The organism is Kribbella sp. NBC_01245 (assembly GCF_036226525.1).
GTDB lineage: Bacteria > Actinomycetota > Actinomycetes > Propionibacteriales > Kribbellaceae > Kribbella.
This window is the reverse complement of record NZ_CP108487.1, coordinates 8,143,895-8,160,538: the sequence shown is the minus strand read 5'-3', so window position 1 is coordinate 8,160,538 and position 16,644 is coordinate 8,143,895. Positions and strand designations below refer to the sequence as shown.

14 protein-coding genes are annotated in these 16,644 nt (G+C 63.8%); 2 read left to right on the top strand and 12 right to left on the bottom strand.

Translation table 11 applies throughout. From position 1 onward, the window contains the following. The first annotated feature begins 19 nt into the window (after positions 1-19). Positions 20-616, top strand: a complete 597-nt coding sequence (locus OG394_RS37560; RefSeq protein WP_328992068.1) for a cob(I)yrinic acid a,c-diamide adenosyltransferase — start codon at positions 20-22, stop codon at positions 614-616. Positions 617-856: 240 nt separating this feature from the next. Here the strand turns inward: OG394_RS37560 and OG394_RS37555 are convergent, their stop codons facing one another. The 7 genes from OG394_RS37555 to sppA form a co-directional block, all read right to left on the bottom strand. Next, positions 857-1,240, bottom strand: coding sequence for a hypothetical protein (locus OG394_RS37555; protein ID WP_328992067.1), 384 nt, complete (start codon positions 1,238-1,240; stop codon positions 857-859). 38 nt (positions 1,241-1,278) lie between these two features. After that, positions 1,279-1,866, bottom strand: coding sequence for a hypothetical protein (locus OG394_RS37550; protein WP_328992066.1), 588 nt, complete (start codon positions 1,864-1,866; stop codon positions 1,279-1,281). Positions 1,867-2,691: 825 nt separating this feature from the next. Next, positions 2,692-2,997, bottom strand: coding sequence for an Imm53 family immunity protein (locus OG394_RS40190; protein ID WP_442914257.1), 306 nt, complete (start codon positions 2,995-2,997; stop codon positions 2,692-2,694). Positions 2,998-3,196: 199 nt separating this feature from the next. Beyond that, positions 3,197-3,595 (bottom strand): Imm7 family immunity protein, encoded by a 399-nt coding sequence (locus OG394_RS40185; protein ID WP_442914256.1) that lies wholly within the window; start codon positions 3,593-3,595, stop codon positions 3,197-3,199. Between the two features lie 7 nt (positions 3,596-3,602). After that, a complete protein-coding gene (locus OG394_RS37545; RefSeq protein WP_328992065.1) occupies positions 3,603-6,842 on the bottom strand; it encodes a restriction endonuclease fold toxin in 3,240 nt (1,079 codons plus the stop codon). Positions 6,843-6,892: 50 nt separating this feature from the next. Next, entirely contained in the window at positions 6,893-8,752 is a 1,860-nt protein-coding gene (locus OG394_RS37540; RefSeq protein ID WP_328992064.1) for a DUF6531 domain-containing protein, read from the bottom strand. A gap of 565 nt (positions 8,753-9,317) precedes the next feature. After that, complete coding sequence (sppA, locus tag OG394_RS37535; protein WP_328992062.1) at positions 9,318-10,973, bottom strand: signal peptide peptidase SppA; 1,656 nt, start codon at positions 10,971-10,973, stop codon at positions 9,318-9,320. A gap of 53 nt (positions 10,974-11,026) precedes the next feature. Between sppA and OG394_RS37530 the strand changes: the two genes are divergently transcribed. Further along, positions 11,027-11,704, top strand: coding sequence for a class I SAM-dependent methyltransferase (locus OG394_RS37530; RefSeq protein WP_328992061.1), 678 nt, complete (start codon positions 11,027-11,029; stop codon positions 11,702-11,704). On the opposite strand, the gene OG394_RS37525 is transcribed toward OG394_RS37530, so the two are convergent. The 5 genes from OG394_RS37525 to atpA all read right to left on the bottom strand — a co-directional run bounded on the left by OG394_RS37525 (position 11,701) and on the right by atpA (position 16,637). Continuing rightward, positions 11,701-12,132, bottom strand: a complete 432-nt coding sequence (locus OG394_RS37525; protein WP_328992060.1) for a DUF2550 domain-containing protein — start codon at positions 12,130-12,132, stop codon at positions 11,701-11,703. The genes OG394_RS37530 and OG394_RS37525 overlap by 4 nt on opposite strands. An 88-nt stretch (positions 12,133-12,220) precedes the next feature. Then, a complete protein-coding gene (locus tag OG394_RS37520; protein ID WP_328992059.1) occupies positions 12,221-12,625 on the bottom strand; it encodes a F0F1 ATP synthase subunit epsilon in 405 nt (134 codons plus the stop codon). Further along, complete coding sequence (gene atpD / locus OG394_RS37515) at positions 12,625-14,076, bottom strand: F0F1 ATP synthase subunit beta (protein WP_328992058.1); 1,452 nt, start codon at positions 14,074-14,076, stop codon at positions 12,625-12,627. The genes OG394_RS37520 and atpD overlap by 1 nt, the downstream gene beginning before the upstream one ends. A gap of 5 nt (positions 14,077-14,081) precedes the next feature. Next, positions 14,082-14,993: a F0F1 ATP synthase subunit gamma gene (locus OG394_RS37510; protein WP_328992057.1), complete on the bottom strand. Its 912-nt coding sequence runs from the start codon at positions 14,991-14,993 to the stop codon at positions 14,082-14,084. Positions 14,994-14,999: 6 nt separating this feature from the next. Continuing rightward, positions 15,000-16,637 carry a F0F1 ATP synthase subunit alpha gene (gene atpA / locus OG394_RS37505; protein ID WP_328992056.1) on the bottom strand — a complete coding sequence of 546 codons (1,638 nt, stop codon included), beginning with the start codon at positions 16,635-16,637 and terminating at the stop codon, positions 15,000-15,002. Between the last annotated feature and the right edge of the window lie 7 nt (positions 16,638-16,644).

Sequence of the window (16,644 nt, the reverse complement as noted above, 5' to 3'; positions counted from 1 at the left end):
GCCTGCGTAGAGTGCCGCCATGGCTGTGAACTTGACGCGGATCTATACCCGGACCGGTGACGCCGGCGAGACCCGCCTGGGCGACATGAGCAAGACCACGAAGACCGACCCGCGCCTCGCGGCGTACGGCGAGGTCGACGAGGCCAACTCCTCGATCGGTGTGGCGATCGCCGCCGGTCACCTGAACAGCGCCATCGTCGTGCTGCTGACGAAGATCCAGAACGACCTGTTCGACGTCGGCGCCGACCTCTGCACCCCGATCGTGCCGAACCCGGAGTACCCGCCTCTGCGCATCACCCAGGAGTACGTCGACCGGCTGGAAGGGTGGTGCGACGAGTACAACAACCGCCTCACCAAGCTCCGGTCGTTCGTGCTTCCGGGCGGTTCGGAGGGCGCGGCCTATCTCAACGTCGCCCGCTGCGTCGTACGACGTGCCGAGCGCGCGGGCTGGGTCGCCGTCGAGGCACACGGCCCCGCGATCAACCTGCTCGCCATCACGTACCTAAACCGCCTCTCCGACCTCCTCTTCATCCTCGGCCGAGTAGCCAACCTCTCCTCCGGCGGCGACGTCCTCTGGATCCCCGGCGGCTCCGCTACTGCTGAGCCAGGGAAATAACCAGGAAGGTCCACTGGAGTTGAGCCGATCATTCGCGCCGCTGGGACATCAGCAGCCGCCGCCGCGATCGGACCATGGTCCGAATCTGCCGCGGTGGAGCCGGTCGATCCTGGGATGGAACCGGCCGTAGGTTTGGCGCGGGCTGAGCGGGGCTCGGAAACCGCGTTCACGTTGGCCTCGGGCAGTCGACGATCGCAACGACAAGCGCGACCACCGCTCCCAGGATCCGCAGCGCGGATTTCACAGTTGCAGCTCGTCTGGATCCACGGCTTCGACGTTCCAGATCACTCCATCGCCGTCGAGCACCCATGTGGGAGTCATCCGCTCCGCCGAGACGGTGCGAACCCACTGAACGAAGACATCCTCCGATCTGCATTCGACCCAACAGGCCGTGGCACTGGCTTGATCGAGACCGCTCACATCGCCGCGAACTCGAATCGGCGCTGCCCGCAGATCGGCCTCTGACTCCGGGCCAACGTCCCCAAAGACCGTAAAGAGATATCCGGAGTCGTCCTCGATCTGAGCGGTCCGATCACTCGCGGTTCTCGCTCCGAACCCAATCAAGACTCGCTCGATCTGCTCATACAACTCCGTATCGTTTGCCAGAACGAACGCTCCCTTCATCCGAGCTCCCCTGATAATCTGCCCATTAATCTAATGGCCTACTTCACACAATCTTTAAGCATGCTGGACCGCGCCTGATCCATAATCTCTCGCGACCACGTCGCCTTCGCTACCTGATCACTGGGCATCACCGCTTCAGAATATCCAGCACCGAGAGAACGCGACAGGGCCTCAAGCGCAAACCTCCTCATATGGCTATAGTCATCAGATTCCGCAATCTCGATCAATCTCACAAGTACGTCACAGTCAGAATTGCTGACCAGATACTTCCCCGACGCAGAGATTGCAACCAGCCGAACCTCGTTATCGACATCCCATGGATGGCTTCGAAGAGCTTGGAGCAACTCGTCCCTGTACTTGGCTGCGAGGCCCCATTGAGAACACAGGATGCTTATCACCAGGCCAGCAACTTGCGGCTCACTGGGGAAATTTAGAAATCTCGCCAGCAAGTCTTCATATTGATAGCAACCCATCCGCCCCAATATGTACACCATGCGATATGTGTCCGCGACATTGCCCCGACTCGAAAGGGCGGACGCCACCGCCTCGATTTCACTAACGGTCACGGCCCCTTCCTTTGCCCGCAAAACAAGCTCGTCGAGCTCACGGAATACCGGCATCGCCAAACCCCTTCCTTCCTCGCGCGACGAGGTTCTCGACCGACAGCCGCCACGAGCACGACCCGCCAACTCGGTTTCCTAGCCGCCGACCCGCGATCGGTGCGAGCAGGAACACCTGCTGCAAGCACAGTCACGGGATGCCGTTCTTCGCATCCTCAGATCCTTGGAAAACTTGGACTCTCAGGTCTCCGCTCCACACAGCCAGTCGCAGCAAGCCTGACTCGAACTGCAGGTCCAGTCCAACGAATTCACGAACTCATCGAACCGGGGCATCGAGGAAATCAGCACGTCACCGACAACCAGCGCGATTGGATCTGAGGCAGCGACGGGTTCCTTGGTCCATTTACCCAGACTCCACAACGGATCGTCGACATCAACGCCCTCGAACGGGTTCCGCCACGGTTACAGCGAAACAGACAAGGTCCAGTCTGACCTCGTGTCAAAGACGGTAACGGAGCCTTCACTCCACTTGAGTTCGAGGGCGTACGGCTGCGGTGGGTCGCCAGGTCCCGACAAGATTGCTCGCGACGCCGCAACACACCTTGCCCCAAGGGCAAGCGCATCGGCCCCGCTCATCAGCCAACCACCTGCGCGTTCTGCTGTGCCATGCCCGTCCTTAGCCGTAGACCGGCCACAAAGTCGGCGCCGTACTTGACGAGCGCTCTGCCGCCTTTGCGGCAACCTAGCCCCGCCGAACGGCAGCGAGGTCCCATCGATCGCCTTAGACTCACCACTGGTCATAGTCCTGACCGTGTCGCCTTGTCGAGGTCAACGCGAGTGCCACGATGAGCCCGAACGTGATAGCGACGAACCAGCGAACGGTCAGCCTGGTCATTCACCCCCGTCCCCTGTGGCAAACGATCGGAAGGCATCGAGAGCTCGCTGAAGGTCAACTGGACCGCAACGTGCCTCGAAAGCTATTCCAGTCGAGCGCCAGTGAAGCCAACCATTCTCGTCATCATCGATACGGACCCAATCGATGACGCGACCCTTGAGCTCTGTATCCGCGGTCGAGACGTCCAGCGACCATCCGGGATTGTCCAAGGGCGCGATTCTGATGCCTAGGTCGTGCTCCCAGTCGCCGTCGCAATGAGCTGCGAACCAATCGATGAGAAATAGCAAAGCTGTGGTCGTCATGGTGGAATCACTCCGGGGTAGAGCCGAGCGGACCCAGCCGTTGCCTTGCATATGCGGTATTGGCACGTACAGCCGATCGACTGATCGCCTCCTCGCGAGTCGGTCGAGGCATTCAGCCGGAAGATTTCCGATAGTCCGTCGCAACACCTGATATTGCAGTCGGCCAACCGACATGGCAGCTCTGGCCGCAACGGGTCGGTCAGTCCTCAATCCTTGGCACGCAGGGCGATAAGAACGGATCTGGCTGAATAGACAGCGTCCCTCTCGCCAGGACCCTCACGCGATACGCATTCGCATCCTGAGCCTCCGGCGCCTCATCATCTCGGTCATAGATCAGGCCAAATGAACCAGGTGCTCCGGACATTATTGCGGCGATAATGCTCTCGATAGCGTCCGATTCATGCGCGCGCCTTCGGTTCGCATCACACGTGATAGTGACGTAGTAAGTCCCGTTCAATGGAAAGACTTCCGCGCGGAGAGTATGCCCAGTGGCGATAGACACAAGTCGGTTGATTTCTCTGACCACCGATTCGAGGCCGCCCACATCAGCATCTGTAGTGGTCTCGGCGAGCCGGAACCAAGCATGGAGATCGTACATGTCGGACTCATTTCAGGGGTTGCACATCGATGACCGGCTTGATACCGTACTTCGCGGCGTAGCGCTCCAGCGCTCGCAACACGTCTCTTGACGGCGGACCGTCAAACTGGAAGTACGGCGTCCGCCCAGTTGCCTTAGCCGCTTCGAATGTTGCCTTAGCCTGGCCGCGGAAAGACGAGCCCAGCTGGAAGTTGGCAGGCTTGGCTTGGGCCACATATTTGTCCGATATCACATCGAACTCACGATCGATTTTGGCAAATCGCGCTGAAGGGACTCCGCCGATCCTTTGCGCCAGTGCATTAGCAGCGGGATCGTTTATGTTTGTGGGCAGAACAGCGCCCAGCCTTCGCCGCGCGAGCATGACGGCCGCAGAATCGATGGCTCTTGGGATCGCTTTCGATGCTGATCTGCATGCCACGACGCCAGTCCCGCCGGGGATCGGGGCAAAGAACTCGCCAATGCGAGTGGCGGTCTCGTCACCGGTGACACCGACGGCTTTGTTGGTCAGCCAGTAGTACTGCTCCGAGTAGGTTCCAAGACCGAGGAGGTCCAGGCCTTGCGATATCTGCCCCGTCACCGGCACCATCTCGGAGAGCTGAGCCAGGCCGCCCCCGGAGCCGACCGCACCTTGACCAAGCCACTTGGCACCGGTCTTGACGCCACCCAAGATCTCGGGCCAGCCTGGAACGAGGCCGCTGGGGTCGGTTAGAACCGTGGGACGCTGGTCGGCATAGATATACGCCGAAACGTAGGGATCGGCGACATCAGGCTGCAGCGGGTCCCGTGCGGAGAAGATTCCCCAGAGGTTGTAGTCGCGGGCGCGGAGGTGGTACTCGCCCGTCGTCGACTCCAGATAGGCGCCGGTGAAACCGAACTGCGGGTCCTCGGCGACCGTCTGGAGCTTCTCCGAGGAAGTGCGCACGCCGAAAGGCTCGTAGGCGTAGCGCCACCGGCCGGCCCCGGCATTGTCGACGATGTCGGTGACCGTGCCCATGTTGTCGTGCATCATCAGCGACATCGGGTAGGACTTGCCTGGGTGCTCGACGTACATCGGCATCCCGTCCGGCGTGTACCGGTAGCGCCAGTAGCTGTTGTCGGTCTGCCAGACCACGTTGAGCAGGGGCAACTCGTTGTTGATGTCCCAAGACATCTTCTTCGTACCGGCCGCGCTCTGCACCGTCCGCCGCAGATCCATCGCGTCGTAGGTGAACGTCGATCCGCCGAGCTTCGTGAGCCGACCGAGTACGTCCCACTCACGGCCGTTCTGCACCATCCCGTCGGCGTTGTAGGTCAGCTGCGAAACAGTGCCGGTCTGGCTCGTCCGAGTCACGATCTGGTCGGCCGCGTCGAAGGCGGTCGTGATCGTGCCCGGGTTCGCCACCCCTACACGAGTTTCCGATTCCCTGTTGCCGACTGCGTCGTACCCGTAAGTGACGTGCTTGCTCGCCGACGCACAACTGGTCGCCTCGACGCAGTTCTTGGTCAGGCGGTTCGCGCCGTCGTACTCGAACGCTTCGTCGTAGACCGTCGTTCCCCGCGTGCGCTTGATCGAGGTGGGATTACCGACCCCATCGCGGACGTAGTCATAGCGACTCAGCGGTGTGGACACACCGTTCTTCTGACTACGGATCGACGAGATGTCCCCGACTCGGTCGTACGCCCTGGTTTCCACATATCCGCTGGCCGCGGGATACGTGGCACTCGTCAGGTTGTCATCGACGTCATAGGCGAAGGACGTCGTCTGACCATACGCGGCCATCGACGTGATACGCCCGTCTGCGTCGTAGCCGTAGTCCGCCTTGCCGCCACCGGGATAGGTGCGCGACTCAACGCCACCAAATGCCGTGTAGGTGTACACATGGTTGCCCTGCGGGTGGTTCACACCCGTCAGTTGGTTCAGGCTGTTCCAGGTCTGCGTGGTGGTCCCCGTGACGTCGTTGAAAGTGGTCATCCGGCCGTCGGTGTCGTAACTGAAGGTCGAAGTCGACGCAGCCGCCGCGGTCGTCACAGCCGTACGCAGACCACGCGCGTCGTACGACTGCTTGATCGTCCAGGCGGCGAGATCACCGGATGCGTAGCCGCGGGCCTTGATGATCTCCGAGACATTGCCGTCAGGGTCGTATCCGAACGTCTGCTTGCGATCCAGCGGATCGGTGGTCGAGGTGAGCTCGCCGCGAAGGTTGTAGCCGTATTTGGTGACCGCGCCTTTGGCATTGCGCCGCTCGACCAGGTCACCAAAGTCGTCGTAGCTGTACGTCGTCTGGGCACCAACCGGCGAAGTCACAGAAGTCAGTCGCTGCAATGCGTCGTAGGCGTACGACGTCGAACCGCCGCGTGGATCCTTCTGGCTAAGCAGGTTATTGCGGCCGTCGTACGCCTTCGTCGTAACTCGCCCGAGCTTGTCCTTGATCGTCAACTGGTTGCCAGCAGGGTCATAACCGTAGGTCGTCGTGTAGTCCGCCGGCGTTCCTCCGGAGACATTCCCGCGGGGATCCGTCTGGGTGATCTGGCGCCCGTCCGCGTCGTACGTCCACTTCGTCACGGAGGCACCGCTTGGGGACGTGGTACTGAGTCGCGCACCGTCGGCGTCGTAGGTGTACTTGGTCGGCTGCAATCCCGGCGGCGCCTCCGAGGCAAGCCGTCCGACCGAGTCATACGTGTTGTTGGTGACCTGCCCGGTGTGGTCGGTCACCGTCCAGATGTTTCCGTTGCCGTCGTAGCCGTAGCTGGTCTTATAGCCCAGGGTGCTGCGTCGCGACGACGTCCTGTTGATGACGTCATAGACGAATTCCTCGTAACCGCCGGTCGGGGGAAACTCGCGGACCTTGTTGCCGTTCGCGTCGTACTGGTATTCCCACCTGAAATCCACCGGGTCGGCAGCCGCGACATTCCCGCGGGGAGTGGTCATCTCGTCCAGGCGGCCGACGCGGTCGTAGAGATAGGTCGTCTTCGCCCCGGTAGCATCCGTCGAGGATGACTTGTTGCCAGCGTTGTCGTACGTCAGAGTGAGCGTCACGCGGTCGCGATTCTTGACCTCGAGCAGGCGGTTCTCCGCGTCGTACCGGAATGTCTCGCTCTTCAGCACCGTGGTGTCAGGTGCCGCAACCTGCTCGGAGATCACATTGCCGACCGCGTCGTACCCGGTCGTCGTCAACGACCCATCAGGAGGCTGCTTGACCGATGTGACCTTGTCGGCGGCGTCATAGGTGTACGTCGTCGTATACGGCTCCGACGGTTGACCTTGCACCGTGCCACGTGGGTCCGTCCTGCTGAGCAGCCGCCCGCTGGCGTCATACGTCAGCGAGGTGGTGTTGCCGAGGGCGAGACTATGGAGGTGAGGTTACCGGCGGCGTCGTAGTTATTGGTCCAGACTTGCCCGCGTCCGGCCGTCCGCGTCTTGGGCTGGCCCAGGTCCGTGTAGGTGAAGAGGTTGCTGGTCGAATCCGGGAACGACTTCTTCGTGACTCGGTTCGCCGTGTCGTAGGTGAAGCTGGTGACCTGCCCTCGGGCATCGGTCGATGTCAGTACGTTGTCGGAGGCGTCGTACGTCCACCGCTCGACATAGGACAACGGAGCCGGCGCCGTGCGGGTCAGCATGTTCCCGCGGGCGTCGTACGTCATGGTCGTCGTGTTGCCACGCGGATCCGTGGTCGAGGTCAGGTTGAGGTTCGCGTCATAACCGAAGGACGTGTGACCGCCCCGGGCGTCGGAGGTTCCGATCAGCACGTTGCCCAGGTAGTGATCGGTCCACTTGCCCCCATCCGGCCTGGTAGTGGTCGTACCGAGGAGCGGATCGTAGGTGTACAGGGTTACCTTGCCGCGCGGGTCGGTCTGTTTGATGACCCGGCCGTCGGTGTCGTACTCGTTGACGACAGCGCGGCCTAGCGGGTCGGTCGCTCGGTTCAGACGGCCGCCGGCATCGTAGGCGTACACGGTGTTTCCACCCCGGACGTCCCTTACCCCCGTCAAGAGGCCGTTGGTGTAGGTGTAACCAACCGACCGACCGTCCGGAAGCTCGACGCTTTCCAAGCGTCCGTCTGCATTGTGAGTGAAGCGAACGATCCGACCGGCCGCATCGGTGACCGTCGAGAGCAAACCGTTGGCGTGTGCCAGCTGCAAGCCCACACCGGATTGGTCGAGCAACGACTGGAGCAGGCCGTCCGCGGAGAACCTGGCGACACTGTGATTGGGCTGCTGTAGCTCGAAGGTCCCGTCACTGAGCTTCTTGAGCGCGGCGTCCACCCCGGTACCGGGTGTGTAGGAGCCGTCCGCCGCACGCGTGTAGCCGGCCTGCTGCCCGTCGATCCCGACGTAGGTGACCTTCGCGCCTGCCTCCGTGACTACCAGTCGGCCTTCATACGCATGGTTCCAGCCCCGGCCGAGGGCGCCGACATGATCGCTGGCGGAGTTGTAGCTACGGAGCAACAGGAACGCAGTGCCCGGGCCTGCCAGCTGCAGATCCGTAACGGACTTGGTCTCGTTACCGGTCGCCGTGTTGACCGGGTAACCACGGGACACGGTCGGGTTCTTGGCACAGAGATCGCAGCCGGACCCCAGGATCGCGAGGTTGGAGACCTTGGTCGTCACCGGGACGATGTACATCGGGTCTGCGCTGGCGAAGCCTCCACATCCGTCTCGCAGGATGAAGCGAACGGTGTTGTTCCCTGGCTCCAACACGCCGGAGAGACTCAGTGGGCCCGCGGGAGTGACCCAGCCGATGCAGCCGCCGCTGAAGTCAAGGCTCTTGGTGATCTTCGAGCCGTCCTGGTGTGTGACTTCCACGGTCAGGACATCATCCACGCGGACAGCGCCATAAGCCGTGGTCGCCCGCGCGATGGCCAGAACATCCGACGCGTTCTGGGTGACAGTGAGAGTCTTGTCGAGGATCACCTCCCCCTTGGTGACGGTGCGTTGTGGAATCCCAGGAGTGATCTCGACTGCCGCTTGCTCGGCCGCTGGCAGCCCGGCAAACCGATGGTCGTAGCTGGTCGCACGGTCGGTAATACCAGTCTCCGGACGACTCTTCGAGTCCGACGACCTGGCACTGGGTGTTGGCGACGGTGTCTCCGAAACGGCGCCATTGGCCCCGGGAGCACCGGCGAGGAGAAGCGACGGGACGATCAGCAGGCAGACGGCAATACGGCGCAAGACAGGCATGTAGTCCCCCCAGGACAACGGCACTCAACGTAAGTAGGCAGATCCGGGCCGTAAAGCCCATGCCGAAGGGAGCTTGCCAGCCTTGAGCCGAATTGGGAACCTTTATTTCGGCTCACCTGACCTATCCATGGGTGGTCGCGCATGTACTCAGGTGTTGCGCGATGACCGGCTGGGTGCCGACTCCCTGCAACGAGTGGACGCGTGGTGCGCAGCCGTCAGGCGGCAGAAGGCTGGTCGGACGCAGAATCCGCCACGAATCAAGGCCCCGGTGAGCAAAGCGGACCGCCAGGACCACACGGTTGTGGTTTTCGCGCCTTTTCAGCCGTTTTGAGGCCACCGTGTGGTGCTGGCGGTCCGCCGGGTGCATAACGCGTCCACTCGTCGCATCATCGAGGGACTGCCCCCGCGTGTCGGCTGTGCACTCCGCGTCCACTCGTCGCACGGAGTCCGGTGATCGCCTCAGCAACCAAGGACGTACACGACGACCCACGATGAGTCAGAAGAGCCTTACCTACGGTGTCGGTGGCTCCCGCCCACGACGGCGTGGACGCCTTTTGTGGGGGTTCTACTGCAGTTGCCAGGTTAGGGGCATGGTTAGGGCTCCGGCTGGGGGGAGGCCTAGGGCGGCGTAGGCGGTGGTGGTTAGGCCGTCGAGGGTGGGGAGCCAGGCTTGGGTGCGGACGGCTAGGTCCTCGGTGGAGGTTGGGGGTTTGAGTTGGTCGACGAAGGACTTGTGGGGGCGGGCGCTGATGGTGATTTCGTCGCGGTCGAGGCCGGCACGGTGGCAGGCGAGTTCGAGGGCGCGTTCTAGGCCGCCTAGTTCGTCTACGAGGTTGTTGGCGTGGGCGTCGGCGCCTGTCCAGACGCGGCCGCGGGCCAGCTTCTCCAAGGCGTTGAAGGTCATGCCGCGGTCCTCGGCGGCCTTGGAGACGAAGTCGGCGTAGATCCGGTCGAGGGTCTCTTCCAGCCGGGCCCACTGGTCGTCCGTGAACTCCTCTTGGGCCGAGAACATGCGCGCGTTCTGGCCTTCGGAAACCCCTTCTGACGTAATGCCGATCCGCCCGAGCGCATCGCGTAGAACGCCCTTGCCCGCCAGTACGCCGATCGAGCCGGTAATCGTCCCGGGCTCGGCTACAACCACGTCAGCCGGCATGGCCACGTAGTACCCGCCGGAAGCGGCAACACTCGCCATAGACGCCACAACCGGCTTCCCCGTCGCACGTAGGCGGAGAACCTCGTGGCGGATGGCGTCAGAAGCGACGTACGAGCCGCCAGGGCTGTCTATGCGCAGTACGACGGCTCGGACGTCCTTGTCGGCGCCGACAGCTCGGAGAGCCGCGCCAATCGTGTCTGAGCCGACTCCGGGTCCTCCGAAGGGACCGGCGCCTCTGTTGCGCCCTACGGTGATTCCGCCCGTCACCTGGACTACGGCGACCACTGGCTTCTTCGGCCACGGCAAGTTCTCCTGCAAGGAACGCGGGCGTCGACGTACATAACGCTCTGCAAGTAGCGCAGTCGTCTCCCCCAGCCGCGCCTTCAGCGAGTCATAAACGTCCGACCGGTAGCCCAGGCGATCCACCAGGCCTGCCTGTTCGGCATCGGCGGCTGCGAGCGGTGCACGGTCCACCAGCGTCCGTACGGCGCTGGGCTCGAGCCGACGACCTGAGGCGATTCCGTCCACGATCTGCTCGTACGCCGACGCCGCGAGGCGCGACGCCATCTCCTTGGCCGGACCGGTCATCTCCTTCTCGGTGAAGGTGTCCGCCGCCGTCTTGTACTCATGCCGCTTGCCGAACTGGGGAACCACTCCCGCCTTATCCAGCGCACCCCGCAAGAACTTGGCCTCGACCGAGACACCCGTGATCCCCAGCTCCCCCGACGGCTGGACCCAGATCTCGTCGAACCCGGTCGCCAGGTAGTACGGCACGGTGCCCGCGCCAACCTCGCCGAACGACTCGGTCCACGCGATGGCCTTCTTGCCCGACTCCCGGAAGGCCAGTACGGCGTCGCGCAGCTCCTGCGTCTGCGCCAACGTCAGCGTCGGGCCACCGATATGCGCGATCAAGCCCAGCACGTGCTCGTCGCGAGCGCCTTTGCGCAATGCGGAGACCAAGTCGCGCAGCGAAGGCAAATGCCGCGCGCGGAACGCCGCCACCGGACTAGCGGGTGGTGCCGTCAGAACGCCGCGGGTGAGGTCCAGTTCGAGCAGAATCGCCGTCATGGTTCGACCATAGTCACCCCTGCCAAAGCATGCGGTGGGGTACAGCTAGGGGTATGAACGGGCGCGACGAGACACTCCGCTATCACCAGGAGTTCTACAGCCGTCACGCCCTGGACGAGCCCGGCACGTGGCTCCACAAGCCGTCCAAGCTCGTACTGCGCGCTCTAGACCAGCTCCCCGAGGGACCGGTCACCGTGTACGACCTCGGCGCAGGGGTTGGGCGGCATACGTTGCCGATCGCGGCCGCTGTGCCAGAGGGCTCGAGAGTCATCGGGGTGGACTTTCTCCCGCTGGCTAACGAGAAGCTCCTGCAGAACGCCGCAGAGGCCGGCGTGGAGGTTGAAGCCGTTCAGGCAGACCTGGAGGAGTTCAAGCTGCCAGCGGAGACAGCTGATCTAGTAGTCGGGATATCCGCGCTTGAGCACGTATCCAACTTGGAGGCGTTTGAGGACCTACTGCGCCGCATGCAGGACGGCACGAAGCCGGGTGGCCTGCACTGCCTAGAGGTGTTCTACGACCGCTACGAGATCGAGATGACGGGCGTCGTACGGCCTGCGCTGGTGGAGTTCCCGCTGACTGGGGAGGAGCTCGACGACGTCATCAACCGGCTGTACGCGAGCTGGACCCGGATTGAGGAGAAGCGCGGCACGGGCACGGTCGAAGAAGCCCGCAACGGGGAGCCGTACAAGCTGATGGGGTCGAACCTTCGCCTACTGGCGAGAAAGCCTTAGCGGAAGGTCGGCGTACCCGGAGGTGCGGATTCCATCCACGCGAGGACGCCGGTCAGGGCTTCCTCGGTCATGGCGAAATGCACGGTTTTGTCTTTGAGTTTGGCGTCGACTATGACATGGCCCGCATAGGTGACCAGCGGCTCGTTGCCGATCGGGCGGCGGGTGGTGACGCCGTCGAGCTGGCGGCGGTTGACCGTCAGCTTCGGCCACCAGGCCAGGCTGAAGACGCGGAACCACTGCAGGTCATCGCCCACATACCGCGCGAGACCGAGGGCCCAGCCGCGGCCGTGGTCCTTCTCCGCCAATTGCAGGCTGCAATCGAACGTGCCGCCGTCCCTTGAGATCAAGCGACGGCGGCACGCGAAAGCAACCAGCAGCAGTACTGCGGCAAGCAAACAGACCCCGACCACATCGAGGACTGTCCTCATATCTTGCCGACCTCTTCCTGGTGCACCTTGTTCGGCACCGGCCCCGAGCAGTACTGAAAGTGACGTTATTGAATTATGGCAGGTCGGATCAGGACGCCGACTCGGCGGCCCTCACTCGGGCTTCGGCGAGTCGCACATGTTCCGCGTGCGCCTCGTCCATCACACCCGCGGCGCGGGCCCGATCGAGGTCGTGACGAGCCTCTTCCAGGTCGATCTCGTGGGCCATTTCGGCGTGCTCCGCGAGGATCGAGACCCGGTCGTTGGCGACCGAGATGAACCCCTCGGGTGCGGCGGCGACGAAGTACTCGTCGTCGGTGGTCCGCACCTGAACGGTGCCGCCGGCAAGCAGGCCCAGCAACGGCGCGTGACCGGGCAGGATGCCGATATCGCCGTCGGTGGTGCGGGCGATGACGATCGTCGCCTCGCCCGACCACACGGTCCGCTCGGCCGCGACCAGCGCGACCTCGAGGTGCTTACCGGATTCCTCAGCCATCAGGCTTCCTTCTGAAGCTCTGCCCAACGACGCTCGACGTCGTCGAGGCTACCCACGTTGAAGAACGCCTGCTCGGCGATGTGGTCGCACTCGCCTTCGGTGATCTTCTTGAAGGACTCGATCGTCTCCTTCAGCGGCACCGTCGAACCCGGCACGTTGGTGAACTTCTCCGCCATGTACGTGTTCTGCGACAGGAACTGCTCGATCCGGCGCGCACGGGCGACGACGATCTTGTCCTCTTCGGAAAGCTCGTCGACACCGAGGATGGCGATGATGTCCTGCAGTTCCTTGTTCTTCTGCAGGATCTGCTTCACCCGGACGGCCACGTCGTAGTGCTCCTGGCCGACGTACTGCGGGTCGAGGATCCGCGACGTGGAGGTCAGCGGGTCGACGGCCGGGTACAGACCCCGCGACGCGATGTCACGCGAGAGCTCGGTGGTCGCGTCCAGGTGGGCGAAGGTGGTCGCCGGCGCCGGGTCGGTGTAGTCGTCCGCGGGCACGTAGATCGCCTGCATCGAGGTGATCGAGTGGCCACGGGTCGACGTGATCCGCTCCTGCAGCACGCCCATCTCGTCCGCCAGGTTGGGCTGGTAACCCACGGCCGAAGGCATCCGGCCCAGCAGGGTCGACACCTCCGAACCGGCCTGGGTGAAGCGGAAGATGTTGTCGATGAAGAGCAGCACGTCCTGCTTCTGCACATCGCGGAAGTACTCCGCCATGGTCAGCGCCGACAGCGCGACGCGAAGACGCGTGCCCGGCGGCTCGTCCATCTGACCGAAGACGAGCGCGGTGTCCTTGAAGACGCCGGCCTCGTCCATTTCGTTGATCAGGTCGTTGCCCTCACGGGTGCGCTCACCGACACCGGCGAACACCGAGGTGCCACCGAAGTTGTGGGCGATCCGGTAGATCATCTCCTGGATCATGACGGTCTTGCCGACACCCGCACCGCCGAACAGGCCGATCTTGCCGCCCTGGACGTACGGCGTGAGCAGGTCGAGCACCTTGATACCGGTCTCGAGCATCTCGGTCTTGGACTCGAGCTGGTCGAAGGCCGGCGCCTTCCGGTGGATCGGCCAGCGCTCGGTGATCTCGAACGTCGACTCGTCCTGGTTCAGGCACTTGCCGGTGACGGACCAGACGCGGCCCTTGGTGACGTCGCCGACCGGCACGGAGATGGCCGAACCGGTGTCGCGCACCTCCGTACCACGGACCAGACCGTCGGTCGGCTTCATCGAGATCGCACGGACGATGTTGTCGCCGACGTGCAGCGCGACCTCCATCGTGATCGTCGTGGTGGTCTCACCCAGGGTGATGTCCACCTCGAGCGCGTTGTACATCTCGGGCATCGCGTCCGCGGGGAACTCGATGTCGACGACCGGGCCGATCACCCGGGCGACGCGGCCCACGCCAGGCGTGGTGGCGTCGGCGTTCTCGGTAACTGTGGCAGTCATCTCTCTCACTCGCTCCCGGCGTTGGCATCGGCGAGCGCGTTCGCGCCACCGACGATCTCGCTGATTTCCTGGGTAATACCGGCCTGACGCGCCTGGTTCTCCTCACGCGTCAGCCGCTTGATCAGATCGTCGGCGTTGTCCGTCGCCGACTTCATCGCCCGCTGCCGGTTGGCCAGCTCGGACGCCGCCGCCTGCAACATGCAGAAGTGGATCCGGCTGGCGACGTACTTCGGCAGCAGTGCATCGAGCACGTCCTCGGGGGACGGCTCGAACTCGTACAGCGGCAGGACCTCGTCCTCGGCCGGCGGTTCAGTGCCCTCGACGACCTCCAGCGGTAGCAGCCGGATGACCTCGGGACGCTGCGTCAGCATCGACACGAACCGGGTGAAGACGACGTGGATCTCGTCCACGCCACCTTCCTCGGTCGGCGTCAGGAACGCCTCGATCAGCGCGTCCGCGATCGCCTTCGCGTCGTCGTACGACGGGCTGTCCGACGAACCGCTCCAGGACTGTGCCACGGTGCGGCGGCGGAAGCCGTAGTACGCGATCGCCTTCCGGCCGCTCAGGTATGGCACGACCTCACGGCCGGCGTCCTTGAGCAGCGCGTTCAGCCGCTCGCCCTCGCGCAGCACGCTGGACGAGTACGCCCCGGCCAGACCGCGGTCGGACGTGATCACCAGCACCGCCGCCCGCTTGGCGTCCGGCTTCTCGGTGGTCAGCGGGTGGTCGACGTTCGAGAACGTCGCCACCGCCGACACCGCACGGGTCAGCTCACGAGCGTACGGCGCGGCCGCCTGCGCACGCTGCTGCGCCTTGACGATCCGCGACGCCGCGATCAGCTCCATGGCCCGGGTGATCTTCTTGATCGTGGTAACCGAGGTCCGTCGCTGTTTCAGCTGTCGGAGACTTGCAGCCATGGCTGATCAGCCCCGCTTCTGCCGGACGATCTGCTCCTGCTCGACCTCGTCCTGCTCCAGCGATGCGACCTCTTCGCGACCGGCCAGCAGCTTGCCGTCGGACGTCTGGAAGGTCTTCTTGAACTCGTCCAGCGCGTTCGTCACGGCGGCCTGGTGGTCGTCGTCGAACTTGCCGGACTCGCGGATGCTGGCCAGGGTGTCGCCGGAGCGGCGCAGGTAGTCCAGGAACTCACGCTCGAAGCGCAGCACGTCCTGAACCGGGACATCGTCGAACTTGCCGGTCGTACCGGACCAGATCGACACGGTCTGCTCTTCGACCGGGTACGGCGAGTACTGCGGCTGGCGGAGCAGCTCGACCAGACGCTGACCACGGTCCAGCTGGCGGCGCGAGGTGGCGTCCAGGTCGGACGCGAACATCGCGAACGCCTCCATCGCGCGGTACTGCGCGAGGTCGATCTTCAGCGTTCCGGAAACACTCTTCATACCCTTGACCTGGGCGGCACCACCAACACGCGAGACCGACACACCGACGTCGATGGCGGGCCGCTGGTTGGCGTTGAAGAGGTCCGACTGCAGGAAGATCTGGCCGTCGGTGATCGAGATGACGTTGGTCGGGATGAAGGCCGACACGTCGTTCGCCTTGGTCTCGATGATCGGCAGACCGGTCATCGAGCCCGCGCCGAGCTCGTTCGACAGCTTCGCGCAACGCTCGAGCAGACGGCTGTGCAGGTAGAAGACGTCACCCGGGTAGGCCTCACGACCCGGCGGGCGGCGCAGCAGCAGCGACATCGACCGGTAGGCCTCAGCCTGCTTGGTCAGGTCGTCGAACACGATCAGGACGTGCTTGCCCTGATACATCCAGTGCTGGCCGATGGCCGAACCGGTGTACGGCGCGACGTACTTGAAGCCGGCCGGGTCGGACGCCGGGGACGCCACGATGGTGGTGTACTTCATCGCGTCGGCCTCTTCGAGCGCGCCCTTGACGGCCGCGATCGTGGAGCCCTTCTGACCGATGGCGACGTAGATGCAGCGAACCTGCTTCTCCGGGTCGCCGGACTCCCAGAATTCCTTCTGGTTGATGATCGTGTCGATCGCGATCGCGGTCTTGCCGGTCTTCCGGTCGCCGATGATCAGCTGACGCTGGCCACGGCCGATCGGGGTCATCGCGTCGATGGCCTTGATACCGGTCTGCATCGGCTGACGGACCTCTTGGCGGTCCATTACGCCGGCGGCCTGCAGCTCCAGGGCGCGACGGCCCTCGAGGTTCTCGATCTCGCCGAGGCCGTCGATCGGGTTGGCCAGCGCGTCCACGACGCGGCCGAGGTAGCCCTCGCCGACCGGCACCGAGAGAACCTCGCCGGTCCGGCGGACCTGCTGGCCTTCCTCGATCTTGTCGAACTCACCGAGGACGACGACACCGATGTCGCGCACGTCGAGGTTCAGTGCGATACCGCGGGTACCGTCCTCGAACGTCAGCAGCTCGTTCGCCATCACCGAGGGCATGCCCTCTACGTGGGCGATGCCGTCACCGGCGTCGACAACCGTGCCGACCTCTTCGCGGGTCGCCGTCTCCGGCTCATAGCTGGAGACGAAGCGATCCAGGGCATCCCGGATTTCCTCCGGCCTGATCGTGAGCTCCGCCATTATCTTC